This window comes from Paenalcaligenes sp. Me131, assembly GCF_050487225.1.
In the GTDB taxonomy this organism is placed as follows: domain Bacteria; phylum Pseudomonadota; class Gammaproteobacteria; order Burkholderiales; family Burkholderiaceae_B; genus Paenalcaligenes.
Window position 1 is genome coordinate 265,149 of record NZ_JBKQGY010000001.1, and the last position, 26,837, is coordinate 291,985.

Below are 26,837 nucleotides of genomic sequence, written 5' to 3' on the forward strand. Positions count from 1 at the left end.
GGGCGCCTCGCCCCCTCACTATGAAGTCAACAAAAGAACAGGCTGTTTATGGAAGACGCACTCGTTATCGCAGGCCGCTCATACCGTTCTAGATTGCTGGTAGGTACTGGCAAGTACAAAGATTTTGTTGAAACACGCGAAGCGGTAGAGCAGAGCGGGGCAGAGATTGTCACCGTGGCCATTCGTCGCACCAATATTGGTCAGGACGCTGGCGAGCCCAGTTTGCTGGACTACGTGTCCCCACAAGATTACACCTATTTACCCAATACAGCAGGTTGCTTTAGTGCTGATGATGCGGTGCGCACACTGCGTCTGGCGCGTGAACTGCTGGATGGCCATGCGTTGGCCAAGTTGGAAATTTTTGGTAGTCAGAAAAACTTGTACCCCAATATGCCCGAAACCCTCAAAGCCGCGAAAACGCTGGTGAAAGAGGGGTTTGATGTGATGGTGTACTGTTCGGACGACCCCATACAAGCTCGTATGCTGGAAGACATGGGTTGTGTCGCCATCATGCCGCTGGCCTCTATTATTGGCTCGGGCATGGGCATTCTGAACCCATGGAATATCCGTTTAATTCTGGATCAAATTAACGTACCAGTACTGCTGGATGCGGGGGTGGGAACCGCCTCTGATGCCACCATCGCCATGGAGCTAGGTTGCGATGCGGTACTGATGAACTCTGCCATTTCCTACGCACAAGACCCCATACGTATGGCACGCGCCATGCGTAGGGCAGTGCAAGCAGGGCGTGATGCATTTTTAGCAGGGCGTATGCCCAAGAAACATTATCTGGCTGAAGCGTCCTCACCCACTACAGGGCTGATACACAGCGACGCACAGCCAGTAATGCAATAACGACGATAACAGGAAGGAGCACAAAAGATGAATCAAAAATTAGAACTGCTGAAAGCCTATAGCCAAGCGTGGAATGACCACGATATTGATGCCATCATGAGCATGATGACCAAAGATTGCGCGTTCTACGCGATTGCGGGTAATGAAGTAGAAGGCACGATCCATCAAGGTCATGAAAAAGTGCGTGTGGCCTTTGAGTCGGCGTGGAAAAACTTCCCCGATGCAGCGTGGCTAGATGGCGACTTCTACATGCTGGATGCTAACCATGCCATGTCTACATCGCGCTTTAAAGGCACCGATCTGAACGGTGGTAAGCACGAAGCTTTGATGGTGGATTTGTTCACCTTCGAGGGCGACAAAATTGCCATTAAAAACGCCTTCCGTAAAAACCGTCCTCCAGTGACCAGCGGGAAATAATATGCTCCAAGAAACGTCAACACAGACTACGGCTGAGACGTTAGGGCATGCTACACCTGCTAAACGTCCCTATGACCCAGCTTATGACCCGTTCACCGCGCGTAGTAATCCTGGTGAGGGTACTGAATATGCGCCTACGTATTGGGTAGGCACCGCCGGCGAACCGCCTGAAGATGATGGCCCCATCACCCACGATATAGAAGTGGATGTGGCGATTATTGGTTCGGGTTTCACTGGTTTAACGACAGCCATCTTTTTGGCACAAGAGCACGGTATCAAAGCTACAGTGCTGGAAGCCAACCGTACGGCGTGGGGCTGCAGTACCCGTAATGGCGGGCAGGCGCAGTGCGCATCGGGTCGTCTGAAACGCTCGCAGTGGATACAGCGCTGGGGCGTAGATACGGCGCTCAAAATGCACCGCGAGTGCGTAGAGGGCATGGAAAACTTCAAAGAGCTGATCAAAGACATAGACTGTGATCCGCAGCCGGGTGGCCACTTGTATATCGCTCACCGTGAGCGTGTGATGCCCGTGTTAGAAAAAGAAGCAGCCTTGCTGCGTGACACCTTTAACTACGATGCACGCATTTTGAGTGCGGACACCGTACGTAATGAGTGGGTGAACGATCACGAAGCGCATGGTGCGATGCACGAGCCAGAAGGCATTGGTATTCACGCCGGTAAATTGGCATTTGGGTATTTGAAAAAAGCCCGTGCGTTGGGCGCGACCGTACACCCTTCTAGCCCAGTACAAAGCTGGAAAACACGCAATGGCTACCACTATTTGCAGACACCAGGAGGCGTGGTGAAAGCGAAAGCGGTAGGCGTGGCGACAGGTGGGTATACCTCTAATGGTTTGCATAAAGAGTTCAAAAATCGCTTATTGCCGATTTTGTCTAACTCTATGGTGACGCGTCCGCTGACCCCTGCTGAAATTGAAGCTTGCCGTTTCTACACGCACCAAGTGCTGACAGATACGCGCGTGCTGCGTAACTACTATCGTTTGCTACCGGATAACCGTTTACAGATTGGTAGTCGTAGCGCGATTACGGGTAAAGATGCACCGCAGCGTAAGTATCAAGACTTACTTGTAGGTGCAATGGAGCGTAAGTTTCCCGAACTAAAAGGCATTGATATCGCGTACTCATGGTGGGGCTGGGTAGATGTGAGCCACGACATGATGCCGCGTATTGTGCAACCCGATCCACAACAAACCATTTATTACGCCATGGGTTACGGCGGTAATGGCGTGATGTATTCCTCGCAAGCTGGCCGACGCATGGCTGAGTGGATTGCAGGTAAAGGCAAAGAGTTGGATTTACCTATATTCAAAGATCGTCTGCCGTACCCCAATGTGCGCGAGATGGTTGAGTCTGAGTTTTTTGCCCCGTTCCGACGTTTTGGACAGCGCTTCTTGTATCGCTGGTATCACTTGAAAGATGAGGTGCTGTAAGGGCTGAAATCCCCAAGCACTGGAAAAAGGAGTCTGGTGCTTGGTTTTGCTGTAATACACATACAACCTCTGAAAAAAGAGGGAGGAGACTACGATGACACTCAAGAAATGGCTCACAGGTTCTGTTTGGGCAGCAAGTTTGTTGTTGGCAACGGTTGCCAGTGCTACGACCTTCAAGGTGGCGATTGGCGACGCAGCAGGTGGGACTCAGTATGAACTGGGCAAGGCCTTTGCCGAGCAGTTGAAAGAAAAAAGTGGTGGCAGCATGACCGCTGATCTGTTCCCAAACAGTCAGTTGGGCGATGAACAAGACACAATTAATGACGCAGCAATGGGGTTGCTGGATTTCTCTATTCTAGCGATCAACAACATTACCCCGTTTTCCCCTAGTGTGGCTGTACTCACACTGCCTTATGTGATTCAAAGTCTGGACGATGCCAAAACCCTAACGCAAGGGGATGTTGGTAAAGAACTGACTGAAAACACCATTCGTGATGCGGGTGTACGCATCATTGGCTGGTCGTATTCGGGCTTCCGTGTACTCACAAACTCCAAGCGACCCGTACGTACACTGGATGATCTAAAAGGTTTGGTGATTCGTGTACCTAAAAATGAGCTGATGATTGCTTCCTACAATGCCTGGGGCGTGAACCCTACACCAATGGCATGGAACGAAACCTTCACCGCGTTGCAGCAAGGCGTGGTGGATGGTCAGGACAATCCTTACATGACTATTTCTGCCATGAAGTTTGATGAAGTGCAGAAGTACATCACACCTATTCGTTACCTGTTCTCGTTGGAACCGCTGGTAATGAGCGAGCAAGTTTTCCAAGCGCAAACACCAGAAGTTCAAGCATGGATTCTGGCAGCAGGCCAAGCAGCAACAGAGCATAGCTACGAGTATATTCAAGCGACTGAAGACCGTATCAAGCAAGAGCTGCAAGCAGCCGGTATGGAAATCGTAGAGCCAGCCAACAATGAGCAGGAGTGGATTGAGGCAGCAACGACAAAAGTATGGCCTGCATTCTATGACTCCATCGGCGGCAAAGAGCGTTTGGATGCCATTCTGGCTACGCTGAATCGTTAAACCGAAGTTTTTCATCAAAACCTGAAGTACCGCAGATACCTGCCATGAGCCGGTATCTGCCTTGATGCTGCCTGATGCACGCCTAAATCAGGCTAAAGAGTGATGTTGGAGACAGGTATGACGATTAAAAAAGTACTAGTACACATAGTCGACCACGTAGAAGAATACATTTGTGCCTTATTGTTGAGCACCTTTGTGGTCCTGTTGTTTGTACAGATTATCTTGAGGCAGTTTTTTGCGTACAGCATCCCCTGGGGGGAAGAGGTTGCAACCTACATGTTTGTGTGGTTTGCCTATTTGGGGGCAGTGGTAGCCGCCAAAATGTCAGCGCATAACCGTGTGACATTCCAGTTTAAGTTTTTTCCTCCCATCGTGAAGAAAGTGACAGAAAGCATCGCTGATTTGCTGTGGGTGGCGTTCAACCTGTATTTCACCTGGTTGAGCTATGACTTCGTATTCAATCGTATGAATCTGTTCTGGAAGTCGCAGACTACAGGCATTCCAATGAAGTATTTCTTCATGGTGTTGCCAGCAGCGTTCTTGCTGATGTCTATACGAATTTTGTGGAACAACTACTTGATCTGGTTCAAGCATGTGGAATTGGTTGACCCTGAAAGCCAAGAATTAGAAGCAATCAAGCGTCAGGGTGCGGAAGCCCGCGACAGCGTGGTGGAAGGAGCCTAACCATGGAACAGTCAATTGTAGGGTTATTGTTTGGCGGTTTTTTTGTGCTGCTCTTGCTGGGCGCACCGATTACCGTGTCGCTGGCTGGCGCTGCCATGTTTGCCTTTTTGGCGCTGGGTAAGAACCCCATTTCATTTGTACAGATTGCATTTACCTCAGTAGGAAGTTTCCCGTTGATGGCGTTGCCAGCATTTATTCTGGCTGGGGCGCTGATGGAGGCAGGGGGGATATCGCGGCGTTTAGTGGATATTGCAGAAACCTTAGCAGGGCCGGTTACAGGCGGGCTAGGCATGGCAACCGTTCTGGCCTGCCTGTTTTTTGGTGCGATCTCAGGGTCAGGGCCAGCAACAACGGCTGCTGTTGGTATGTTGATGATTCCTGCTATGACTCAGCGTAACTACGACTTGAGCTATGCATCGGCACTAACCGCATCGTCGGGCGGTTTGGGGATCATTATTCCACCTTCCATTCCTATGGTGATTTTTGGGATTTCAGCCTTGGGTCTGCGCCCACCAGCAGAAGCCATTGCATTGCACGGCCAGTTTTCTACCGTTTCTATTTCTAAGTTGTTTATTGCCGGTGTGGTACCAGGCTTGGTGATGGCCAGCAGCTTATTGGTGATGAACTACATCATTTCACGCAAATCTGGCTACAAGGGCATGGGTTCAGGCTGGTGTTTGGCAGATCTTAAAAAAGCGTTGCGTCGTGGTGTGTGGTCTATTTTTGCACCGGTATTTATTTTGGGTGGTATTTACGCGGGCTTCTTTACGCCTACTGAGTCTGCGGTAGTGGCGATTTTCTACACGCTGTTTGTGGGAGTATGTATTCACCGCGAAATGAGCTGGAAAAAACTATTCACCTCCTTACGTACAACCACATGGATTACCGGTCGTGTATTGCTGATTCTGTTTGCGGCAACGGTATTTGGTCGCCTGTTGGTAGAGCAGCGTATTCCGGCATTGATTGCTGAATCGCTAATCAGCTGGACAGACAACATGTACTTGATCTGGACCATCTTGATCGCTTTCTTGTTGTTCGTGGGTATGTTCATGGAAACCTTGGCGGCCATCATGATCTTGGTGCCAGTGTTGTTGCCTGTGACCTATATGTTGGGTGTAGATCCTACACACGTAGGGATCGTGGTGATTTGTACCTTGTCAGTGGGCTTTATTACACCGCCATTGGGTGAGAACCTGTTTGTGGCGTCGGGTATAGGGGGAGCCACGGTAGAGCAGGTAGTGGCTAAAGCATTGCCATTCATTCTGGTATTGGTGATTGCTATTTTCATCATTGCATTCGTACCGAGCTTATCGCTATGGCTGCCGGGCTTAATGGGGTATTGAGATGACGACACGACGCAATAAATGGCTCTCGGCATTGCTGAGTGGTTGTGCGGTGCTTGCAGTAGGAACAGTGCAGGCAAGCTCCATGGTAGTCAGTACTGAGGGGGCACAGGCACAGATTAGTCAGCAGCAGCAACGTGCGCACCAACTGTTGAATAAAGCAGTAGCACACATACGTAAAAATGGCCCATCGGCGGTGAATAATTTCACGCATGATCCAGAATTTATTGACCGAGACTTGTATGTCTATAGCCTTAGCCCCGCCGGACAAATGCTGTCCAGCGGTGGCTGGTCAGCTGGGCTAATAGGGCAAAATGTCTTGGAGGAAACCGATGATGCGGGCCAACCTTTCTTCAAACAGATGCTGAAAAAAGCCAAGCAAGATAACGAAGGCAGCATTGAGTACTACTGGTTTAATCCTAACGATGGCCAAGACGAAATCAAAATTACGTATTTTGAAGTAGTAGACGGCATCGTTGTGGCGGTGGGTTTCTTCCCGGGTTACCCTACCGAAGAACAGGCCAAACAAATGCTAGAGCTGGCGGTGAGCGAATACTTCGCTAACCCAACGCTGGCATTACGTAAATTCCGTAATAAGCAGGGTGAGTTTAGACGGCAAGATCAGTATGTGTTTGTGTTGGATAAAGCGCAGCGCAAGGTAGTGCTGAATCCTGCATTTGCAGAAAATAATGATGTTTCTGTCGATGATATTACCGACGTGCAAGGCCAGCACTTTCTACGAGATATGCTAGAGCAAGCATCCCCCAACATCATCCAAGCCATCGATTACTGGTGGTTAAGCCCCGAAACGCGTCAGGTAGAGCATAGACGGGCGTTTTATCAGCAAGTGGGCGATCAGGTGATTGCCGTAGGCACGAATATATTTCCTGATTCTGCACCTTAATAGCGTGTTATCTGCTCCAAAGTTGCCGGCCCTATGGGCCGGTTTTTTTATCTACGCCACATTCAACACACGTATAGCCTCATCCAATTGCGTGGTTTGTTTAGCCAATTCTGCAGCGGTGTGATGGATGTTTTCGATCAAGTCGCTGTTTTGTTGGGTAGTGTGGTCAATGTGTTGTATAGCGACGCTCACTTGTTTTAAGCCAACCGCTTGCTGTTCTGATGCACAAGAGATCTCTGCCACGATGTCAGAGACGCGCTGGCTGGATTCCAGCATCTGTTGCAAATGCTGGCCTGAGCTTTCGGCCTGTTTGACCCCTGCATCCACACGCTGCACCGATGCGTCTATTAGCGCTTTGATGTCGCTGGCAGCGCTAGCACTGCGTTGTGCCAAGCTACGTACTTCGGATGCCACGACAGCAAAGCCTCGTCCTGCCTCGCCTGCACGGGCGGATTCTACGGCGGCATTCAAGGCCAAAATATTGGTTTGGAAGGCAATGCTATCGATGAGTGTGACGATGTTGGCGATTTTGGTAGAGCCTTGGTGTATGTCTTGGATGGTTTGTATGAGCTGGCCCACTTCGTGACTACCACGCTCAGCGGTTTTCATGCTGGCTGCGGCCAGTTGATTGGCTTGCTGAGCATTGTCCGCATTTTGTTGCACGGTAGTGGTGAGCTGCTCCATGCTGGTGGCGGTTTCCTCAATGGAGGCGGCCTGGCTACTGTTGCGTTCAGTTAGGTGAGCATTGGCGTCATACAGTGATTGCACCGCTTGGTTGGCAGCGTGTATGCCGTAACGGGTTTCGCCTGCTATGCCCGTTAGGCTTTTGCGCATCAGCTCTAAGTTGTAGAAGAGTTTTTTGTGTTCCTCTAACCCATGTAGGGCGAGGTGATCGATGTCTAGGATTAAGTTGCCCGTAGAGATCTGCTGCACGATGAGATTGGCGTGTTGCAAGGCGGGGCTAAGGTTACGCTGTAAGCGCCAGGTGTAGAGCAGTACGGCTAAGCCCAAGACGGTAGGCAAAGCAAAGGGTAGCCATGTAGGCGCCTCGCTAGGGAGGTAGTAGGGGAGCGCGACACTGGCGGCAATAGACAGCAGCACCAGTGTGGTCAAGCGTGTAAGCGCACCAGGGATAGTATTGCGAAAGGGGCGCTTGAGCGTATGCAGGATACGTCGCCATCCGGTAGGCACTAACAACCCTTCTTGTAAGCAAGCGGTAGCACGTTTTTCTTGTAGCGCTTTGTAGAAGCTTTCGGCAGTGGCTATTTGCTGGCGACTGGGCTTGGTACGTACCGAGGCATAGCCCACGACTTGTCCATTTTCATACAGCGGCGATACCAGTGCTTGTACCCAATAAAAGCCACCATCTTTACGGCGGTTTTTGACTAGCCCCATCCACGGTTTACCTTTTTGTAGGGTTTGCCAAAAATCAGCAAACGCCTCAGTGGGCATATCGGGGTGTCTAACAATGTTGTGGGCTTTACCTATAAGTTCTTCGCGCTCAAAACCACTGATCGTGACGAACTCAGGGTTGGCGTAGGTGATGCGTCCTTTAAGGTCGGTTTTGGATATCAGATATTGTTCCGGCCCTAGCTCGGTTTCAATCTGCGTTACTGGCATATTAATGCGCATGGTATTGCTCCTTAATCGTGTCGGAGTAAGTGCAGCGGTTCAGAGCGTTTGAAGGGCCTGAGTCGCGCGATACGTGATATCACGACGATTACGGCAAGTGGTACATGTGCTTTAAGCCTAAATGGAAACATAAGTGAAACAAATGAAACAAATAACTAATAAAAAATGCCTGTTCCAAATTGGAACAGGCATGAATGCTGTGATAGCGCTTGTTTGTGATGTGAGCGCTTTGTTACAAATTTAGCGCAAACGCGAATGCGGCGTATGCTCTAGCGCCGGTGTTTGGCGGGTGGCTTCTGTATTTAGTACACGTATGGACTCATCTAGCTCAGTTGCTTGATGGCTCAGTTGCTGTGTGGTGCGGCCTAGGTCATCCACTAAGAAACCATTTTGACGTGTGACCTCATCCATATGGGCAACGGCTTGATTGATTTGTTGTAGCCCTATGGATTGCTCTTCAGAGGCGTAAGAGATCTCGTTAATAATGTCGCTCACGCGTTGCACGGACTCTTCAATATCGTGCATGGTTTGGGCGGCGTGATCGGCTTTTTGCACACCTTCGTTCATCAGTGTGACAGACTCATTGATCAGCAGTTTGATTTCACCAGCGGCTTTAGAACTACGTTGCGCCAAGCTACGTACTTCACCGGCAACCACAGCAAAGCCTCTACCAGCCTCACCGGCTCTAGCTGACTCAACGGCCGCATTTAGCGCCAAAATATTCGTTTGGAAGGCAATACCTTCAATCAGGCTCACGATCTCGCTAATTTGGTTGGCGCTACTGTGAATACCTTGCATGGTTTGGGTAAGCTCAGCGACCGCGCTACCACCGCGTTTGGCCGTTTGCATGCTGTTGTTTGCCAATTCGCTAGCACGTACAGCGTTGTCTGCATTTTGTTTAACGGTGACAGTCAGCTCTTCCATGCTGGCGGCTGTTTTCTGCAGCGAGTCGGCTTGGTGGGCGGTGCGTTCAGACAGCAGTCGGTTATCTTGATCCAGCTCTTTAGCGACTTGGATAGAGGCCAACACACCTCTGTGGGTGTCAGCGGCAATGGCAATCAAGCTTTTACGCATGATTTCTAAGCAGAAGTTCAGCTCGCCAGTTTCGTGATTCTGTTGTTTAGACTGTTCGGCTTCATCAATGTGCAAATCTAAGTTACCGGCAGCAATTTGCTGGGTAATCTGAGCAGCACTTTTGAGTGCTTTATTGACGCGTTGGCTAATGCGCCAGCCATAAGCCATGAACGCCGAAAAACCTACGCCTAAAAATAAACCAGCAGGTAGTTGATAGCCGTCAGGAATGCCTTGGTTAAAAGCTGCCACGCTGATGGTGCCGGTAATGGCAGTGGCTAACATGGCCAGACGGAACATGCTGGCACGCAAGGACCTGTTAAATGGCCAGCTTGCCCATTGCAGCAGGCGTCGCCAACCCGTAGGCACAATACGCCCAGCCTTGAGGGTGTAGCCACTGACCTTGCCAGTGTTCAGGTGCTCGTAAAACTGTTCTGCTTCGGCGACTTGGGCATCCGAGGGGCGTACACGCACAGAGGCGTAGCCGGTTACTTTCCCGTTTTCAAAGATGGGTGATACCAGTGCTTGCACCCAGTAAAACCCACCGTCTGCACGACGGTTTTTGACCAGGCCTAGCCATGGTTTATGCGCTTGCAAGGTATCCCAAAGGTCTTGGAAACCAGCGGGTGGCATGTGTGGGTGGCGCACAATGTTATGCGCTTTGCCCAGTAGCTCGGCGCGTGTGAAACCGCTAATGTCCACAAAGGCCGAGTTGGCATACGTGATGCGGCCTTTAAGATCCGTTTTAGAAATCAGGTACTGATTGGGGTGTACCTTGGTTTCTACCTCGGTAATTGGGTAGTTCTTGCGCACGGCTCAACCTTGTCACAGCAGAATTTACGATAGGGTTCTCTTTAACGGTTGATTGGTTAAAAACTTTAGGTATGGTCATAAAGAGTAATAGTTTCTTCTGCCAATATAGAGAGAGGCTTACGGCTATAATCCTATGCGTGATCCATCCATTATTGACAGGTTTGTGTGAATTTGAGTCATTCTGATATTTTGGTGCGAACAGAACTGGTAGCGGTATTGGTTGCTGTGAATCAAGGCCAACCGCGTGTGCTGACCACAAGTGAGGGGCGCTGCTTACCTGCAGGCCCTTTGGAAAACACACACCACTCACTACAAATGGGCCTGCGGGCCTGGGTAGAAACACAGACTCATCACCCCATAGGTTATGTAGAACAGCTCTATACGTTTGCCGATCGCAGCCGTTTTTCGGCAGCCGGTGAGCGTATTATTTCGGTGAGCTACCTAGGGCTAACGCGTGAGGGCGAAACCCCTAAAGATGCCGGCGTCAGTTGGCAGGATTGGTACCGTTATTTTCCGTGGGAAGATTGGCGCGAAGGCGAACCTGCTCTGATACAAGACTATATTCTTCCCAAACTGCAGGCATGGGCGTCTGCGGATGTGCTGTCAAAAGCCGAACGCTGGCAACGTGTGTGTTATGCCTTTGGGTTTGATGGCGCGGCGTGGAATGAAGACATGGTGCTGCAGCGTTACGAGTTGCTGTTTGAGGCTAAGCTCATCCCCGAAGCACAACGCGACAGCTCAGACGAGCACCCCGGCGACGAAGGTAAATTGGGTTTGCCTATGCGCTATGATCACCGCCGTATTTTGGCCACGGGCGCTGCACGGTTACGTGCCAAAATTAAGTACCGTCCTGTGGTGTTCGAGTTAATGCCGCCTGAGTTCTCGTTGCTGCAGTTGCAGCAAGCGGTAGAAGCGTTGGCAGGGCGTGGGTTGCATAAACAAAACTTCCGACGCTTGATGGAACAACAAAATCTGGTGGAAGAGGCTGGTGGCATTGTGTCCAGTGGGGCAGGCAGGCCAGCAAAGCTCTTCAGATTTAAAGGCGATGTAGTACTAGAACGCGCGATTGCGGGCACGAAGCTGCCACTGGCTCGTCAGGCACGTTAATCATAAGGAATAGCCATGCTTGCTGCACACACGCTTTACAGTCCTAGCCAAGTGGCGATGTTAGATGCAGCAGCAGTCGAAGCAGGGGTTTCACTGCAAACCTTGGTCTATGTAGCAGGTACAAGGGCGGCAGAAGCCATTCATGCACGCTGGCCTACTAAAGCGATTGTCGTTTTGTGTGGCCCAGGCAATAACGGGGCCGACGGTTGGATCGCAGCACAGCATTTACGTACGTTGGGACACAAGGTGCGCATACGCATCGTCGCCCCCCAAGAACAGGCGAATGCTCAAGTGCAGTGGGCAGCCAGTTTATGGCCAGAACATGTACAACCTAGCGATGACTGTGATGTGCAGTCAGATGAGCTGGTAGTTGATGCTTTATTTGGCACAGGGCTGAAACAGGCCTTAAGCCCCGTGTTGCAGCAGTGGGCGGCGCATATTCAGACTCTAGGTGTTCCGGTATGTGCGTTAGACATTGCTTCAGGGGTGAATGGTGCAACAGGTGCCATAGAGGGACAGGCTTTGAAAGCCACATTAACGCTGAGTTTCTTGTGTGCTAAACCTGGGCATTATCTATTGCCTGGGCGCGAGTACACCGGCGAGTTGCAGGTATTGGCACTGCCATTTCCGTTTGCTTTGTGGCAGCGAGCAGAAACCGATGCCGCATGGCGTCAACGTTTAGGTACGGTGACGCACGTCAATAGCCCAGCCTTGTGGGGCGCACAGTTTCCTGTTGCCGGTATGGCGGGGCATAAATACACCCGAGGTCATGCCAGTGTTGTAGGGGGCGAGCAACTGACGGGTGCTGCTCGATTAGCAGCGATGGCCGCCCAACGTAGCGGTGCGGGCTTAACCAGCGTTGTGGCGTCTGCGCAGGCATGGTCGGTATATGCCACGGCTTTGCCCAGTAGCATTATGGTGCAAAGCGTTGAGCCAACGCAGTGGCAGCAGGCGTTACTGGATGAGCGTCAAAACACATGGTTGGTAGGCCCAGGGGCTGGTGTGACTGAGCACACCAAGCAGCGTGTGCTGAAAATTTTGCAGGCAAAAAAATCGGTGGTGTTGGATGCGGATGCCCTCACGGTATTCAAAGGGCAGGCGGCTTTATTAGCACAGACCATTGCTTCGCCCTGCGTGATGACACCTCACGAAGGCGAGTTTGCGCGACTCTTCACGCGTAGTAGCGATAAGCTGCAAGACGTCATCAATGCCGCCCAGCAAACAGGGGCGGTGGTGGTGCTTAAAGGCGCTGACACAGTAATCGCAGCACCCGATGGGCGAGTCGTGATTAATGCCAATGCTCCGGCCTATTTAGCGACGGGCGGCAGTGGGGATGTCTTGGCAGGGATAGTCTGCGGGCTGTTGTCGCAAGGTATGCCGGCTTTTGAGGCAGCGTGTGCAGCGGTGTGGATGCATGGTGAGGCAGCACAGCAGTGTGGTGTGGGGCTAGTGCCAGAAGATTTGATTGCTGCATTACCCATGGTGCAACGACAGTTGTCGTCGTCATTGCAGGGCTAACGTATAGCCACTATACTGCGTAAATCGTAGCGCCTTTTTTTAGGCGCTTTACTTTCATTTATAAATACTCATAATGAGCATAATAATTTACAGGAGCCAACTATGACAGCCACAACCCATTCACTGCCACGCATCATGATAGAACCTGTGGTACGAGCCGCGCTATTGGAGGATCTGGGCCGCAGCGGTGACATTACTAGCCAAGCCGTGGTGCCTGCAGGGACGCCAGCGCACTTGCAGTTAGTAGCGCGTGAGAGTGGCGTATTAGCAGGAATAGAGGTCGCGAAGCTGGCTTTTATGTTGATGGATGAAAACTGCCGTTTCCATGTGTTGTGTGAGGATGGTGCTGATCTACACGCAGGTACGGTGATCGCTGATATTCAAGGCGATGCCAGAGCCATGTTGACGGCCGAGCGTACAGCACTGAATTTTCTGGGGCATTTAAGTGGTATCGCATCCGCGACTAGGCCTATTGCGCAGGCTATTGCTCCCTATGGCACCACCGTCAGTTGCACTCGTAAAACCTTGCCTGGTATGCGTATGCTGCAAAAGTACGCAGTACGCGTAGGTGGCGGTAGTAATCACCGTTTTGGTTTGGATGATGCGGTCTTAATCAAAGACAATCACGTTGCCATTGCTGGTGGTGTACGTTCTGCGTTAACGCGTGCCAAAGAAAGTGTAGGGCATCTGGTGAAAATAGAGCTGGAAGTTGACACCTTAGAACAACTGGATGAAGCATTGCAGTGTGGGGTAGATATGGTGCTCTTGGATAATATGCCTATTCCTATGTTGAAAGAGGCCGTGCAGCGTATTGATGGACGCGCTATCAGTGAAGCTTCAGGCGGCATTACCCCAGAAAGCGCCATCGCTGTGGCGCAAACTGGGGTAAATCAAATTGCGATGGGTTGGTTAACACACAGTGTGCGAGTGTTAGATATAGGCTTGGACAGCGTATAAGGCGTGACGGCCCAAGCCAATGCATCACAGTTAGATGCGGCCAGCGTGTTGACCACCACCGTGACGAGGGCCTGAGTGTGAACCCATATCGCCTCGGCGATCACCGCGATTACCGGGGCGGCCACCACGCGGTTGGTCGCGGTTGGCAGCATGCTGTTGCTGCATTTGCTGGCGTTGTTCAGGGGTTAGTACTGCCATGCGCTGGGCATGCAGTCTGCTGCGTTGCAGGCTGAGGTCGGCTTCTGCTTTGGCCAGTTTTTCGCTGCTGGCTTTAGCTTTGGCTTCGTCAAAGGTTGCGGCGTTAGACAGATCACGCAACTCGGTGCGGGCATCGCGTATTGCATTACGCAGACGACGCATTTCAGGTTCTTGCTGATGGCGCAGTTCAAACAGTTGATCTTGCTGGGCTTGCGTCAGGTTCAGACCGCGTGCGTGGAACATGCCACGATCAGAGATTGGCGTGCCTGTGACTTGTATAGGGCTAGAGGTTGGGGGTGTGGCTTCTACCGCTTGAGACAGAGGTGAAAACACAGCCGCTACGGCAACAGTGGCAGCCAAGAGGGAAGTACGTAGTTTCAGCATGGTGAATCTCCTTTTTGCGTTAAGCGTTGAGCTGATGACTACATAGTAGGACCGCAGTGTGCAGCAAATTGGCAAAAAATATGGAGAAAATGTGAAGCTTAGGCACCGCCTTCTTCAAATTTGTAGCCTACCCCATAGATAGAGCGTATGACGTCTTGGTCGGGGCGAATCGCTTCTAGTTTCTTGCGTAAGTTCTTGATGTGACTGTCTACAGTACGATCAGTCACGATGCGATGGTCGTCATAAATCAATGTCAGTAGTTGATCTCTGCTGAAGACTTGGCCAGGGGAGTTCGCCATCAGGGCAAACAACCTAAACTCTACAGGCGTAAGGTCCAGTGTGACCCCATCTAATTGCGCCAAAAAACGGGTTTCATCAATATGCACACCGCTGGCAGTTGCGTTATCCGTAGCGGCTTGAGGCTGTTGATAGCGTCGTAGTACGGCTTTGGTGCGTGCAACCACTTCGCGTGGGCTGTAGGGCTTGCAGATGTAGTCATCAGCGCCTAGTTCTAAGCCTAAGAGTCGGTCTATTTCTTCGACTTTAGCGGTCACCATGATGACGGGGATTTGGCTGTGCTGACGCAATTCACGGCAGATAGTTAACCCATCTTTGCCGGGCAGCATAAGGTCTAGCAGTAGCAGATCGGGGTTGAAGGTAGTGAGCGCCTGCTCTACCTCATTGCCGTTGAACACAGCATGGCACTCATAGCCGGCAGCCTCTAAATACAAGGTTAAGAGCTCTACCAGTTTGGGCTCGTCTTCAACAATCAGTATGCGTGCAGAAGTGGTCATGATGGTTGTCGCAAAGGAAGCATCACATGAATACGTACACCGCCTAATGGCGAGTGTTGTGCTTGGATAGTGCCGTGGTGGGCATGTGCAATGCGTTCACATAGTGCCAAGCCTAAACCTGACCCGCCTAATGCTCTGCTGCGAGACGGGTCCACACGGTACAGGCGTTCACATAAATGCGGTAAGTGCTCAGACGCGACACCAGGTGCAGAGTCATCAATAAACACATGTAGGCCATCAGCCTGTTGTTCAGCCTGTATGCGTACGTCGCCGGGAGCATGGGTGTAGCGCAGGGAATTTTCCAACACATTGCTAAATAACTGATTTAAGCGCGTGATATCGCCTTGCAGGGTGGGTAACTCGGGCACATCAATGCTCAGTGCCAAGCCTTTGGCTTCCAAACGGGGGTGGTACGCGTCGTAGCAACGCTGCAAGATAGCACGCAGGCTAGTGTTGGGCTGTAGATCAAACTCTAACGCACCAGAGTCCGCCAGTGACAGCATGTGCAAATCATTAATGAGCTGATTTAACTGAACCACTTCTTGCTTCAACGACTGCAAGGTCTCTGGTGTGGGCTGGCGTAGGCCATCCAGTAGTGCCTCTATTTCACCTTGCAAAATAGCTAGGGGGGTGCGCAGTTCATGCGAGATATCAGCCACCAACGCTAAGCGTAGCTTTTCCGTTGCAGCCAACGAGTGCGCCATGGCATTGAAGTCTTGGGCAAGTTGGCCCAACTCATCTTGGCTGTGTGTGGGAATACGCACGCTGTAATCGCCGGCGGCGACTTGTCGGGTGGCGCGCGCCATGCGCTGTATAGGCTCAAGCAACAGGCGGGCAAGTAAGTAGCTGACCAAGGCTGCTAACAATACGCTTAACCCGGCTATAGACCATGTGGCCTGTAGTTGTTGCTGCTCAAAACGTTGTTCAGCTGCGCTATCAAAGAGTTCTATAGAAGGGGGCGGGTTGTAGAGCAGCGCACCGATGGTAGTGCCGTCTTGCACCAGTTCGTGGCGTATCCACCCTGAGTTTTGTCGGCTTAACGAGCCTGCAATGAATTTGTCATTGGGGTCAACCAAGGCAATAAAGGGCATGCCGCCTTGGCCATGACCACGAGGGTCACCGTGACCAGGCATTTCATTGCTGGTGGCGCGTAGTGCACGCCACCAGCGGGAACGGCCTTCTATAAAAGACCAGTTGCCTTGTTGCTCATACTCATCCAATAAGAACGAGGCTAGCGATTCTATGCGTTGTTGCTCACGTTCTAAGCGGTAGTCCACAAAACCGCGATCAAAACTCCAACGAATGGCGCCACCCATCGCCACAATCAACAAGATGCTGGTGGCGAGTATGGCTAAAAATAGTTTGAGAAAAAGATTCAGGCGCATGGCAACAATCCGGCGGCAGGGATAGTGCTACTAGTGTAGCGCCTTATGTGGTTGTGTCAGTCAACAATGAAAAGCTTAGCGCCTGTTTGGGTGCTGGAGCGATGAGCTTCGGCATTGTCTGCCACCTGATAACTAATACCCGGTGTGAGCGTGAAGTGGCGGCCGTCATCGAGTTCGGTGTCTAAACTCCCTTCCAGACACAACAAAATATGGCCTTTGCTGCACCAGTGGTCAGCCAAGTAGCCTGCGGAGTATTCCACCATGCGTACCCGAATATCGCCAAAGTGACAGGTGCGCCAGTACGCAACACCATGTATGCCGGGGTGTTCTGTTGGAGAGATAGTGGACCAGTCGGTTAAGCCAAAAGGGATGTTGTGCAACTGCATAGAGGGCTCACAGGGAGAAAGAGAAAACTAGGTTGTACCGTGAGCGCTATGGCTTGTCACCCTAGTAATCTCCCTGTTGAGATTAAGCGATGTGGCTTAATGGGTAGGTTGCTGCATCCACTGCATAGCGGCTTCTAGTTGTTCACAAAACTCGGTAACACTAGCGGTGGGTGTATGAGCATGCTGCAAAAAGAAGGGTAAAAATCCCGCTGCACTAGGGTGGTGCTCTACCGCAAAGTTTACGTACTCTTCTAAGGTATTAGGCCAGTAATCAGACGCAGCAGGGCGCAGAATATTGGTCGCACGTATTAGCTTTCTAGACGCCTCTTTTTGCAGACGACGTATCTGGGATTCGGGGGCGGTTTCTTGCAGTCGATGTTGATACCCTTTTAGTACAGCAAGGTAGTCACCATTCACGGCAATCGCAATCTCACGAGAGGGCGAAAAAAGTGGGAAGCGTTCACCAAGGTCTTCGCCTTTAATGCAACGACAATGGTGTTTAAGCCAATAGCCCCAACTGTAGTGGTTTTTCTCGGCAAGTACTTCGGCCCTAGTCCCGCAATCAATATCGACTTTACTCACACTAAAGTGGCGAGCGGCAGTCGTCGTACATAAGTCGGCCAACTGCTCGGTTTGAGCGAGACTCAGTGGGTGGCGAGTAATCAAACACAGATCCAAGTCTGAGCTACCCACGGTAGCCGTGCCTCGGGCCACACTGCCGTAGAGGTAAAGGCTATCTACCGCGTCACCCAGAATGCGCTCTAGCGCACGACACAGTTCATCGACTACAGGTTGGAACTCCACTTGCAGTGGCGTAGGGGCAATAGTAGGTAGGGCAGGACTAGACATAGGTATTGCAATCAAACAGTAGAGGCGAGCTATGCTAATACGGTCATATGTAGAGAATGTGGAGATTGCAATATGGTTTATGGAGACAGTGTTAACACCATCGTTTGCGACAGTAGAGTAGACCCTTCACGCAATGGGATTGCCTCGCCTACGGGGGCAAAACCATACTGACTATACAGATGTATGGCGGCTGCGTTGGATTGTGTAACCCCTAGCGCTACTGTGCGCATACCAGCGTTTTTAGCCCAGTGTACAGCGGCATCCAGTAGGCGTGTACCGGCCCCGTGTCCGCGCTGAGCGGGGGCAACCCACATTTGAAAGAGCTCGGCGGTAGTGGCGGATTGGGTGGCCAGTTTGCACCATACCAAACCACACGCGACGTCATTATGGTAGGCAAGAAAAATACGATCGTGTTGCGATGCTAGGGCAGTAGCAATACGTTGCGCCCAGTCAGTGTCAGAGCGAGTGTGTTCAGCTTCGTAGGTACTACCAAATGCCTCAGGAGAGTCTAGCAACGATTGTAGGCGCAGCATTTTATGGTGTTGCCATTGCGATGCGCTAAGAGGGCGGATGGTAATCATGGGGTACGGTCAAAAGAATAAGGGCGTTTCAGTATGCCATGCTTATTTCGTGCGGGTGAAGCGCTGGTACACCCCTAGCCAGATGATTGATAACACTGACAAGCCTAACCACGGTAACAGCAGTAGGTTCATGCTAATCCAGCCTATGGTTTGCAATAACCAACCGGTGCTCAATGCACAGGCTACGCCCACGATAAAAATCACCATGTCATTTGTGGCTTGGGCGCGTGCTTTTTCTTGTGGTCGGTAGGTGCTGGTTAACAGCGTAGTGCTACCTATGTACATGAAATTCCAGCCTACGCCTAGCAAAGTGAGTGAGCTAACAAAAGATGCAAAACCCGTACCAGTCATGGTGAGCAGAAGATGGGCGGCAAACAGCAGGGCACCCACTAACATGATGCGCAGTACACCAAAGCGAGTGATGAGCGATCCTGTAAAAAATGAGGGCAGAAACATGCCTAGTACATGCAACTGAATCACGGTAGCTGCTGCCCCTAACTCATGATGGTGATACTGCATCGCAAGAGGCGTCGCGCTCATGGCCATAATCATGATGCCGTAGCTAGTAGCCCCTCCAAATAACGCTACTAAATAGGAGGGCTGGGCCACAATACGTAGCAATGGTCTGGCAGGTGTGCTGTGACTGGTGATGGTTGCATACACTGGTGGCATATGGAACCCTTGCAGCACGCCTACAGAAATAAAGGCTACTACCGCAATCAGTAGGAAGGAGCCCAAGTAAGCAGGCTGCATGAGTGGCACGCCTATTTGCGCTAAGACGGGCCCCACCAATGCAGCTGCTACGCCACCGGCAAGTACCAATGAAATGGCACGAGGTCTGTAAGCCGGTGCTGCGATTTCACTTGCCGCAAAGCGATAGAACTGGGCAAAAGCCTGATAGCAGCCAATAAAGAAAGTCCCTAACCCCAATAGGGCTAGCGAATTTTCTAGAATGCCCACGCAGGCGATAAGCCCACCAATTGTGCCTAGTAATGCACCCGTTATAAAACCTGTGCGCCTACCTATTTTGGCCATCCAGAGTGATGCAGGAAACATCATTAGGGCTGTGCCTAGAAATAGGGTGGCAATGGGGAGCGTAGACCAATGAGCTGATCCGGAAATGGCTGAACCTGCTAAGCCGCCAACGGTCATGACAGCAACATAAACAATCTGAAAAAGAGCCTGCGCACTAGCAAGAATCACTACGTGCTGGTGCATGGTTTTGGTGAACATACGCTGCCCTGCGTGCCTATAACTTGCTGCCCACGCACGCTAACCAGAAAGGGTAGGTGATGGTCGTTGTTTTATTCAATAAATCCTTTGATTGTTGTGTTGGGCAGGAAAAGTTGTCAAGAAAACATCTTCAACAGGGCGTAACGATTTGCGAGTAATGTCTTTGGGAAAACGATGTCTAGCGAGTTAAGGTGCCTTGGTGATAACGCATTTGCCAGCTGTTAGGGCCGCGTAACCAAAGCGAACTGCGTATTGAGTGGGTGGTGGTTTCTGCGTGGCGCTTCTCTAACCTATATGTAACAAGGATGACCTCGTTACTGATTTTTTGCGCTCGCATCTCGTGTACAGAAAACATCGTTTCTGACTCTGCAGGCAAGGTGTCTATTACCGTTTCTTTGCCAAAGCTTTGGCCGGTGGCTCCTACCTCTTGGAAATCATCGCAGAGTAGGGCGTTGATGCGTTGTTGGTTCGCGCGTGTGGCTGGTAGCAGTAGCTCACGCTCCAAGCGCATGACAAGATTTAGATCGTTATTCATCGAGATAGAAAGCGTGAGAAGGCCACAATGTGATGAAGCAGTCAGTTTATCGTCAAAGCCAATATTTTGGATAGCTACCTGTGCTGCGGGCGTTGTTCACCACATAGGCGATGAGTACGATCGCCAATGACCCCAATAACACGGGGGAAATCAAATAGCTAATGGGCGTGTGGGCAGCAATTACGATCAAAGGGTCTGCCCCAGCAGGGGCGTGTACGGTGCGTGTGATTTGCATGGCAGCTAAGGCTAAACCCACACTGAGGGCGGCGGCTAACCAGCCATCACCAACTAGCAGTAATACAAGTAACCCTACGGCAGTGGCAACCAAGTGGCCACCCACAATAGCGCGAGGTTGGGCTAAAGGGGAGTCAGGCACACCGAAGGCCAATACACAGCTAGCGCCAAAGGGGGCCATTAGCCAGGGCGTACCGGATAAGACGCTTAACCAGCCAGTGAGTGCGATAGCAATGGCTGCTCCCACCGAAGAAATAAAGATAAATTTCAAGGGCGGGGCAGGGGGCGCATTAGAGGAAAGTAAACGACGCATAGATAGGATTCACGCTCTTTTAAGTAGTCAGGAAGTACTGGTTTGAGCTAGTATACTGATCAGTATCTTTGTGTCAACCGATCGGTATACTTGCCCCATGACTACAGCACACCATATCGCCTCTTCATCCTTAAAATTGTTTTATCAAAATGGCTTTCACGCTACCGGAGTAGAGCTGCTTAGCCGTGAGGCGGGCGTGACTAAGAAAACGCTTTATAGGCATTTCGCCAGTAAAGACCTCTTGATAGCAGCTGCATTGGAGCTACGGCATGCATGGTTCATGGATAAAATGCGTCGCTTTGTAGAGGCTTCGCCTGAGCAGGATCGCCCTTTGGCCTACATAGATTTCATTGCGAGTTGGACGCACGAGGAAGGTTTTTTTGGGTGTGCGTTTATTAATGCTGCCGCAGAGTTTGCCGCTGCCGATATGCCGCCGCACCAGCAAGCCGCTACTCATAAGCAAGAGGTCTTGGAGTATGTGCAGAAGTTATGCTGCCATGCTCAGGCTACACAACCAGAACTGATTGGCGAGCAATTGTATTTATTGGGCGAGGGCTTGATTGTGACTAGCCAGGTGCAGGGATATCAACCTTCAAAAGTAGAATCCGCAAAAAGGATGGCGAAAATGGTGTGGCAGTCTGGTGGTTAAAGATTTTTCAATAATGAACCGGAAATTTTGGTAAAGCTGCACGGGAATAAATACAGGCATTAATGCATTTGGGTTATGCTCATGCAATAGCGAACACGCAGTAAAACATTTATTGCGATGTATCGTGCCTCCCCAACATCTATATGCTATTTGGATTCTAAATATGTGCACCTCTTTACTCTATTTTGATCAACAAGCAGCACCATATGCGGGGCGCACTTTAGAGCTTCCTTTTGATATGCCGTATATCGTGGCGTATCAACCTAAAGGTACTGAGTTCTCGTCGCAAGCGAATCAGCACGCAGCGCTGCCATTTACGGCTAAATACGGTTTTTTGTCGGTGAGTATTCCGAATGGTTCTGTTGCTGATCTTAAAACAGTAGAAGGGATTAACAGCCAAGGCCTGACGTTTAGTCTGTTGGCATTTGCGACCACCCAAGGCCCGGAAGATACGCTGGATAATAGTGTGCCTGTATTGGCGGCTATAGATTTGGGTAATTGGGTGTTGTCACAGTTTGAGTCTGTCGCCGAAGTAAAAGAAGCCATTACGCATCAACCCGTGCTAACGACGGCAATAGAGCAAATGGGTGGTGCACAAACGCCCTTTCATTACGCCATACACGATGCCTCTGGTGCATCCTTGGTTATTGAATACTCGCACGGTAAGCAGCAGGTGTACGACAACCCATTAGGGGTGATGACAAACGGCCCAGACTTCTCGTGGCACCTGACGAACCTGAGCAACTACACGTTTTTGTCCAATATTGACCAATCCAGCTTGACCATTAAAGGTCAAACGTTCCAACAGCCAGATTCTGGTATTGCGACGGTAGCATTGCCAGCATCGAATACCGCAGTAGGGCGTTTTGTGCGTGCTGTGTATTACGCGCACTTTAGCGAAAAAGCCAAAGATGCCAACAGTGCACTCACGACGTTGTCGCATATCATGAATAACTTTGATAGACCGCGAGGCATCACTATCGATTCACAAAGCACCAATAAAGGGGCTGATGCGATGGCTCCGGATGTGGGCGGTTTTGCTGGCTACAGCTCTGAATACACGACGTGGACATCGTTAACAGATTTACGCCAAGGTCGTATTTACCTACGTACGTACGATCAACTGAATTATGTGCAATTTGATTTGCAGCCGTTGTTAGCGTCTACAAAGCCTCTGTTGTTACCCTTGGCCAAGTTTCAGGCTGGTAGCTTGGATGGCACAAGTATGTTGCAGCAAACCGCATAACGAGTCGTAGATAGCATAACGAAACCCGTCCCCCCATAAAGAGGGACGGGTTTTTATCTGGGCAACGTATTTCTAGTGCGAGAGCTGGCGTTCAGCGGCTGACCTAGTTGTCTACGTTGTGCTCTAGTTCCATCATGTAGCCTTTGTGTACAGCAGTGAACCCTAGTTGCACATAGAAGCGATGGCTATCAGGCCTTTTTTTGTCAAACGTCAGTTGTGCAAATCGGCAATGGCGAGCTTTGCATTGTTCTACGGCCCATCGGATCATGCTTTCGATCAAGGCGTTCCCTCGAATGGTACGTGCTACGCGTATGGCGGTAATATCTCCACGCCAAGCGCCTTGGTAAGACAGGCCGGGAATAAAAGAAATCTGCAAGGTGCCACAAATGACGCCAGAGATTTCTACGACAGCTAAGAAGTGATTTGGGTCTGAGTTTAAGGCTTGAAAAGCATTCAAGTAACTTATAGGAAGAGGCCAGCGTGAATCTTCCCTTTCTTGGCCCAGGACGTCATCGGCAAGGATGGCGACGATTGCTTCTAGGTCTGATTCTTGAGCTCGACGAAAAATAGGGTCAGACATATATTCAATCTCCTGTTGGTTAAAGAAATGGCTACACGGTTTTAACTAAAGCGTAGTGATATGTCGTTCTATTTTTCTGGAATTATTATCTAAAATCTAAGAAACAAAGAATATTATGCCGTGAATAAGCGGTTTGTGATGGGAAGTCACAACACTAAAAGCGTTAGTGATTGTGTAGATAAGAATGATTCAGCAATGAATAAGCGGTACATCATAAATAAAAACCGCCTGTAGGCGGTTTGTAATAGTGGCTAGTTTATCTTGAGCTTGCTGTAAATGGAGCAGCCCTCAGAAAGGCCCGCTGCACAAGACTTCCCAAACCACGCTAATGCTTCTGCATCACTTTGTGGTACGCCTTGGCCACGATAGTGCAGCACACCCAGCTGAAATTGTGCCAGTGCTTCATTTTGTGCGGCGGCGCGACCAAGCCATTTATGCGCTTCTGCATAACTTTGCGGCACAGAGTTCCCTTCTATATACAACACGCCTAGAGCGGCTTGAGCAAAGCTTTCGCCTTGTTCTGCCAATTGGCGCATTTCTTGTATTTGCTGTGGGGTGTAGTCGGCTTCTTGGGCTTGAACACCCGTTGTTAAGGTCGTGAAGAAAGCCACGCTAGTGGCAAGTTTCATCATTGTTTTAATCATGATTGTCCTAGTAACGTATAACGGTTTTCACCAGTTATGCGGTAGAAAGTCGTGCTCGTACTTATGAGGGGTCTGCTGTTTTTTTCATTGCTGCACGGGTAGCAAAGGCCAAAATAATCAGGCCGAAAAATAGCAAAATCAGCAGAATAGGCGTGGAAATACTAAAAGATTGTGCGGCATCAGACGTGGCGTCATGGCGCAGTCGTGCCCATATACCTACAACGACTAATGCTATGCCCAAGAGTGTACCTAACCACTCCAAACGATTAAGTAGTGTAGACATGGGTACAGGAGATATGGGAAATATTCGGTATAAGTCGGCGAGGTAAACCGCGCAGTAACCTACGCCAACGACGGCTGTCAGGGTATAGCCTGTTTCGGTGGCGTAAACAAAGTATGCCAGCACTAAGCTGCCCAGTCCTAAAACGGTAAGGAACAGGTTAAAGCAGCCCAGTATTACGGCTGGATAGCGGCTGAAATCTCGCACTTCTACAAAACCGCCAGGAATCATTGAAGCAAGATTGAGCATTGAAAGTAGCAGTAGTAGTGGGAGTATCAGATTCATAGCCGTTATTGATTGGGTAGGTTGAATGTCGGTAAGCAAGGTAGAACGCTGCTGGAAATTGTAGTACACACCTTAGCGTTTACTCCTACGCAGCGATTTTCCGGCAGTATATCCTTGTGACGGCCGTGTTTTGTGGTTGACTATGTCACAGTATGTATAACAGCTCTATTCATGTGAATGAAATTTCTATACACGATAAATTTCAGCAGTAGAATAAACATAAAAATAGTTTAGAACTAAAGGAGCTGAGTGTGGGAGCAGAGACAACAGATGCTATTGTGATTGGGGCAGGTCACAACGGTTTAGCCGCAGCGGTAGAGTTAGCCAGCCGTGGTTGGAAAGTACGCGTTATTGAAGCCAAAAGCTCGGCAGGTGGCGCCGTGAGTACACAGGAACTAACGTTGCCAGGCTTTAAGCACGACGTATGCGCCATGAACTTATCTTCTTTCGCAGGATCTGCGTTTTATCAGCGCCATAAAGAAGCATTAGAGCGTCATGGTTTGGCGTTTGTGCCAGCACAGCATTGTTTTGCTAGTGTGTTTAGAGACCACAGCTACCTAGGTGTTAGTACAGACCTAGAAACTACGCTGCAGCGCATACGTGCTGTGTCTGAGAACGATGCAAAAGCATGGCAGGCTATGTTGGATGATTTTCAGCATAAAGCGCCCCATTTGTTTGCAGTACTGGGTAGCCCTATGCCGTCTACCGCATTGGTGAAAAGTGTGTGGCGCAGTTGGCGTGAGTTGGGCAAAGAGGGGGTTGCCGAGCTATTGCAGTTGCTGTTGGCGACACCGCGAGATTTTCTGGATAGGCATTTTGAAAACGACTCCCTTAAAGCCATGATGGCCGCATGGGGGCTGCATGTGGATTTCACACCAGATACCGCGGGTGGTGCGCTGTTTCCGTATTTGGAGTCTATGGCAAACCAAGCTTTTGGAATGGTCATCGGAAAAGGTGGTGCTGACACCATTATTAAGGCGATGGTGGGGCTGCTGCAGGAGCTGGGTGGCGAGGTGTTGGTGAATGCGCCGGTGCAGCATATAGCGCAAACACGGGGCAGAGCGAGTGGTGTTGTGCTTAGCGATGGCCGACGCTTTAATGCCACCAAAGCCGTCATCGCAAATCTCAATCCGAAGTTGGTATTTGGGCGTTTAGTAGATATACAGGCTGTGCCCGCATCGTATCAGCAAAAGGTAGATGTATTCCGTCCCGGTCTGGGCACGATGATGATTCATTTGGCGTTGGATAGCTTACCTGACTGGAAAGCTGGGGCAGAGCTACAGTATTTTTCGTACGTACATATAGCCCCCGACTTAGCCATGATGAGCAAGGTGTATGCTGAGGCCGCAGCAGGCTTATTACCGGCTGAGCCTGTATTAGTGGTGGGGCAGGGAACGGCGCTAGATCCATCCCGAGCACCAGACGGCAAGCATACGCTGTGGGTGCAGGTGCGCGTGTTGCCTGCTGAAATACGGGGTGATAGTTTGGGCGTGATAGGGCCTGCGGAATGGTCACAGGTGAAAGCTGCCTATGCAGAGCGTGTGTTGGATGTGTTAGAGCAGTACGCCCCCGGGTTGCGCAGTCAAATTCTGGCTTCGCACATTATGTCACCAACCGATTTGGAGCAGTTCAATGCCAATTTGATTGGTGGTGACAATTTGTCGGGTAGTCATCATCTGGATCAAAACTTCTTTTTGCGTCCGGTGGCGGGGTATTCCAAATACAAAACCCCTATTAAAGGTTTGTATTTGTGTGGTGCTTCTACGTGGCCGGGGGCTGGTACAGGAGCTGGTTCGGGCTATATGCTGGCGACGACGTTGGCCGCGTAGTGCATGGCATGAGCCAATCACACTAGGTAAAAAAACAAGGCGCCGTATAGGCGCCTCGTTTTTATTGATTAGCATGTGTGAAAGGTACGATAGTGCCGTCTATGACTGCCCCGCGTTTTACCGCGTCGCCGTAATCATCTAGCTCTTCTACTATCCCGTCAAATGCGCCGTTCTTCAGTTGAGCTCGCATAGAGAGTAGATTACTGTCGCTGTCGTGATACTGACGAAATGAGCCATGCGGAATGCCATTTACCACAGACAGTTCATATTCTAGGTTGCCATTTGGGTAGTAGCCTTTTACGACACCATTCGCTTTACAGTTATCGATAGGGATAACCATTTTTGGCTTACCGTTTTCATAGTAGGTGTTTAGCTGTTGATCTAAGCAATCACCACGCACCCACGAGTGTTGTTTGATTTGGCCATTAGGGTAATGTGCGAGGAATTCTCCATCTTCTGAGTCCTGTAGCTCTTCAAGCTGGAAGTCTGGGAATGGGCCTAAATTCACAGCCAGTTTAGGTTTTGGGGCAGCACAGCCAACCAGTAGCGATAGTACCAATATGGGGAGTGAGTAGTGAAATTTCATGGTGTGTA

Annotated in this window: 28 protein-coding genes and 1 pseudogene; 13 read left to right on the forward strand and 16 right to left on the reverse strand. The window is 50.4% G+C overall.

Features of this window, described 5'->3' with window-relative positions; all coding sequences use genetic code 11:
• Positions 1–48: 48 nt before the first annotated feature.
• The 7 genes from ACLPHM_RS01260 (at position 49) to ACLPHM_RS01290 (ending at position 6,740) form a co-directional block, all read left to right on the forward strand.
• On the forward strand, positions 49–855 hold the full coding sequence (locus ACLPHM_RS01260) for a thiazole synthase (protein WP_135863889.1): 807 nt from the start codon (positions 49–51) through the stop codon (positions 853–855).
• Positions 856–882: 27 nt separating this feature from the next.
• Complete coding sequence (locus ACLPHM_RS01265) at positions 883–1,272, forward strand: nuclear transport factor 2 family protein (RefSeq protein WP_430219466.1); 390 nt, start codon at positions 883–885, stop codon at positions 1,270–1,272.
• A 1-nt stretch (position 1,273) separates the two neighbouring features.
• Positions 1,274–2,722 carry an NAD(P)/FAD-dependent oxidoreductase gene (locus tag ACLPHM_RS01270; RefSeq protein ID WP_430219467.1) on the forward strand — a complete coding sequence of 483 codons (1,449 nt, stop codon included), beginning with the start codon at positions 1,274–1,276 and terminating at the stop codon, positions 2,720–2,722.
• Between the two features lie 94 nt (positions 2,723–2,816).
• Positions 2,817–3,809, forward strand: a complete 993-nt coding sequence (locus tag ACLPHM_RS01275) for a TRAP transporter substrate-binding protein (protein WP_430219468.1) — start codon at positions 2,817–2,819, stop codon at positions 3,807–3,809.
• A gap of 117 nt (positions 3,810–3,926) precedes the next feature.
• Positions 3,927–4,493, forward strand: a complete 567-nt coding sequence (locus tag ACLPHM_RS01280; protein ID WP_430219469.1) for a TRAP transporter small permease — start codon at positions 3,927–3,929, stop codon at positions 4,491–4,493.
• Positions 4,494–4,495: 2 nt separating this feature from the next.
• Complete coding sequence (locus tag ACLPHM_RS01285; protein WP_430219470.1) at positions 4,496–5,836, forward strand: TRAP transporter large permease; 1,341 nt, start codon at positions 4,496–4,498, stop codon at positions 5,834–5,836.
• Position 5,837: 1 nt separating this feature from the next.
• A complete protein-coding gene (locus ACLPHM_RS01290) occupies positions 5,838–6,740 on the forward strand; it encodes a cache domain-containing protein (protein WP_430219471.1) in 903 nt (300 codons plus the stop codon).
• A gap of 51 nt (positions 6,741–6,791) precedes the next feature.
• On the opposite strand, the gene ACLPHM_RS01295 is transcribed toward ACLPHM_RS01290, so the two are convergent.
• From ACLPHM_RS01295 to ACLPHM_RS01305, 3 genes and pseudogenes are all read right to left on the reverse strand, one after another.
• Positions 6,792–7,574, reverse strand: a complete 783-nt coding sequence (locus ACLPHM_RS01295) for a methyl-accepting chemotaxis protein (RefSeq protein WP_430220735.1) — start codon at positions 7,572–7,574, stop codon at positions 6,792–6,794.
• Between the two features lie 468 nt (positions 7,575–8,042).
• Positions 8,043–8,372: pseudogene (locus ACLPHM_RS01300) on the reverse strand (PAS domain-containing protein); the annotation flags it as partial.
• A 240-nt stretch (positions 8,373–8,612) separates the two neighbouring features.
• Positions 8,613–10,256 (reverse strand): methyl-accepting chemotaxis protein, encoded by a 1,644-nt coding sequence (locus ACLPHM_RS01305; protein ID WP_430219472.1) that lies wholly within the window; start codon positions 10,254–10,256, stop codon positions 8,613–8,615.
• Positions 10,257–10,427: 171 nt separating this feature from the next.
• Between ACLPHM_RS01305 and ACLPHM_RS01310 the strand changes: the two genes are divergently transcribed.
• From ACLPHM_RS01310 to nadC, 3 genes are all read left to right on the forward strand, one after another.
• Positions 10,428–11,363: an NUDIX hydrolase gene (locus ACLPHM_RS01310; RefSeq protein WP_430219473.1), complete on the forward strand. Its 936-nt coding sequence runs from the start codon at positions 10,428–10,430 to the stop codon at positions 11,361–11,363.
• Positions 11,364–11,378: 15 nt separating this feature from the next.
• The gene (locus ACLPHM_RS01315) at positions 11,379–12,881 is read left to right on the forward strand and encodes an NAD(P)H-hydrate dehydratase (RefSeq protein ID WP_430219474.1); all 1,503 of its coding nucleotides are present in this window, start codon (positions 11,379–11,381) and stop codon (positions 12,879–12,881) included.
• Between the two features lie 102 nt (positions 12,882–12,983).
• Positions 12,984–13,838 (forward strand): carboxylating nicotinate-nucleotide diphosphorylase, encoded by an 855-nt coding sequence (nadC, locus tag ACLPHM_RS01320; RefSeq protein WP_430219475.1) that lies wholly within the window; start codon positions 12,984–12,986, stop codon positions 13,836–13,838.
• Positions 13,839–13,868: 30 nt separating this feature from the next.
• On the opposite strand, the gene ACLPHM_RS01325 is transcribed toward nadC, so the two are convergent.
• From ACLPHM_RS01325 to ACLPHM_RS01365, 9 genes are all read right to left on the reverse strand, one after another.
• Positions 13,869–14,420, reverse strand: coding sequence for a Spy/CpxP family protein refolding chaperone (locus tag ACLPHM_RS01325; RefSeq protein ID WP_430219476.1), 552 nt, complete (start codon positions 14,418–14,420; stop codon positions 13,869–13,871).
• 98 nt (positions 14,421–14,518) lie between these two features.
• Positions 14,519–15,214, reverse strand: coding sequence for a response regulator (locus ACLPHM_RS01330; protein ID WP_430219477.1), 696 nt, complete (start codon positions 15,212–15,214; stop codon positions 14,519–14,521).
• Positions 15,211–16,599 carry an ATP-binding protein gene (locus ACLPHM_RS01335; protein WP_430219478.1) on the reverse strand — a complete coding sequence of 463 codons (1,389 nt, stop codon included), beginning with the start codon at positions 16,597–16,599 and terminating at the stop codon, positions 15,211–15,213. The genes ACLPHM_RS01330 and ACLPHM_RS01335 overlap by 4 nt, the downstream gene beginning before the upstream one ends.
• A 56-nt stretch (positions 16,600–16,655) precedes the next feature.
• The gene (locus ACLPHM_RS01340) at positions 16,656–16,985 is read right to left on the reverse strand and encodes a DHCW motif cupin fold protein (RefSeq protein ID WP_430219479.1); all 330 of its coding nucleotides are present in this window, start codon (positions 16,983–16,985) and stop codon (positions 16,656–16,658) included.
• 96 nt (positions 16,986–17,081) lie between these two features.
• The gene (locus ACLPHM_RS01345) at positions 17,082–17,834 is read right to left on the reverse strand and encodes a nucleotidyltransferase domain-containing protein (RefSeq protein WP_430219480.1); all 753 of its coding nucleotides are present in this window, start codon (positions 17,832–17,834) and stop codon (positions 17,082–17,084) included.
• A 77-nt stretch (positions 17,835–17,911) separates the two neighbouring features.
• Positions 17,912–18,415 carry a GNAT family N-acetyltransferase gene (locus ACLPHM_RS01350; RefSeq protein ID WP_430219481.1) on the reverse strand — a complete coding sequence of 168 codons (504 nt, stop codon included), beginning with the start codon at positions 18,413–18,415 and terminating at the stop codon, positions 17,912–17,914.
• A gap of 42 nt (positions 18,416–18,457) precedes the next feature.
• Complete coding sequence (locus tag ACLPHM_RS01355) at positions 18,458–19,648, reverse strand: MFS transporter (protein ID WP_430219482.1); 1,191 nt, start codon at positions 19,646–19,648, stop codon at positions 18,458–18,460.
• Between the two features lie 178 nt (positions 19,649–19,826).
• Positions 19,827–20,183, reverse strand: a complete 357-nt coding sequence (locus tag ACLPHM_RS01360) for a nuclear transport factor 2 family protein (protein ID WP_430219483.1) — start codon at positions 20,181–20,183, stop codon at positions 19,827–19,829.
• 52 nt (positions 20,184–20,235) lie between these two features.
• A complete protein-coding gene (locus ACLPHM_RS01365) occupies positions 20,236–20,730 on the reverse strand; it encodes an HPP family protein (protein WP_430219484.1) in 495 nt (164 codons plus the stop codon).
• 97 nt (positions 20,731–20,827) lie between these two features.
• On the opposite strand from ACLPHM_RS01365, the gene ACLPHM_RS01370 reads away from it, so the two are divergent.
• Entirely contained in the window at positions 20,828–21,379 is a 552-nt protein-coding gene (locus tag ACLPHM_RS01370; protein ID WP_430219485.1) for a TetR/AcrR family transcriptional regulator, read from the forward strand.
• Positions 21,380–21,542: 163 nt separating this feature from the next.
• Entirely contained in the window at positions 21,543–22,625 is a 1,083-nt protein-coding gene (locus ACLPHM_RS01375) for a linear amide C-N hydrolase (protein WP_430219486.1), read from the forward strand.
• Between the two features lie 103 nt (positions 22,626–22,728).
• Here the strand turns inward: ACLPHM_RS01375 and ACLPHM_RS01380 are convergent, their stop codons facing one another.
• From ACLPHM_RS01380 to ACLPHM_RS01390, 3 genes are all read right to left on the reverse strand, one after another.
• The gene (locus tag ACLPHM_RS01380) at positions 22,729–23,205 is read right to left on the reverse strand and encodes a GNAT family N-acetyltransferase (protein WP_430219487.1); all 477 of its coding nucleotides are present in this window, start codon (positions 23,203–23,205) and stop codon (positions 22,729–22,731) included.
• 251 nt (positions 23,206–23,456) lie between these two features.
• Positions 23,457–23,849, reverse strand: coding sequence for a tetratricopeptide repeat protein (locus tag ACLPHM_RS01385; protein ID WP_430219488.1), 393 nt, complete (start codon positions 23,847–23,849; stop codon positions 23,457–23,459).
• A 61-nt stretch (positions 23,850–23,910) separates the two neighbouring features.
• Positions 23,911–24,378 carry a hypothetical protein gene (locus ACLPHM_RS01390; protein WP_430219489.1) on the reverse strand — a complete coding sequence of 156 codons (468 nt, stop codon included), beginning with the start codon at positions 24,376–24,378 and terminating at the stop codon, positions 23,911–23,913.
• A gap of 287 nt (positions 24,379–24,665) precedes the next feature.
• Between ACLPHM_RS01390 and ACLPHM_RS01395 the strand changes: the two genes are divergently transcribed.
• The gene (locus tag ACLPHM_RS01395; RefSeq protein WP_430219490.1) at positions 24,666–26,243 is read left to right on the forward strand and encodes a phytoene desaturase family protein; all 1,578 of its coding nucleotides are present in this window, start codon (positions 24,666–24,668) and stop codon (positions 26,241–26,243) included.
• 61 nt (positions 26,244–26,304) lie between these two features.
• Here the strand turns inward: ACLPHM_RS01395 and ACLPHM_RS01400 are convergent, their stop codons facing one another.
• Positions 26,305–26,829, reverse strand: coding sequence for a toxin-antitoxin system YwqK family antitoxin (locus ACLPHM_RS01400; protein WP_430219491.1), 525 nt, complete (start codon positions 26,827–26,829; stop codon positions 26,305–26,307).
• Between the last annotated feature and the right edge of the window lie 8 nt (positions 26,830–26,837).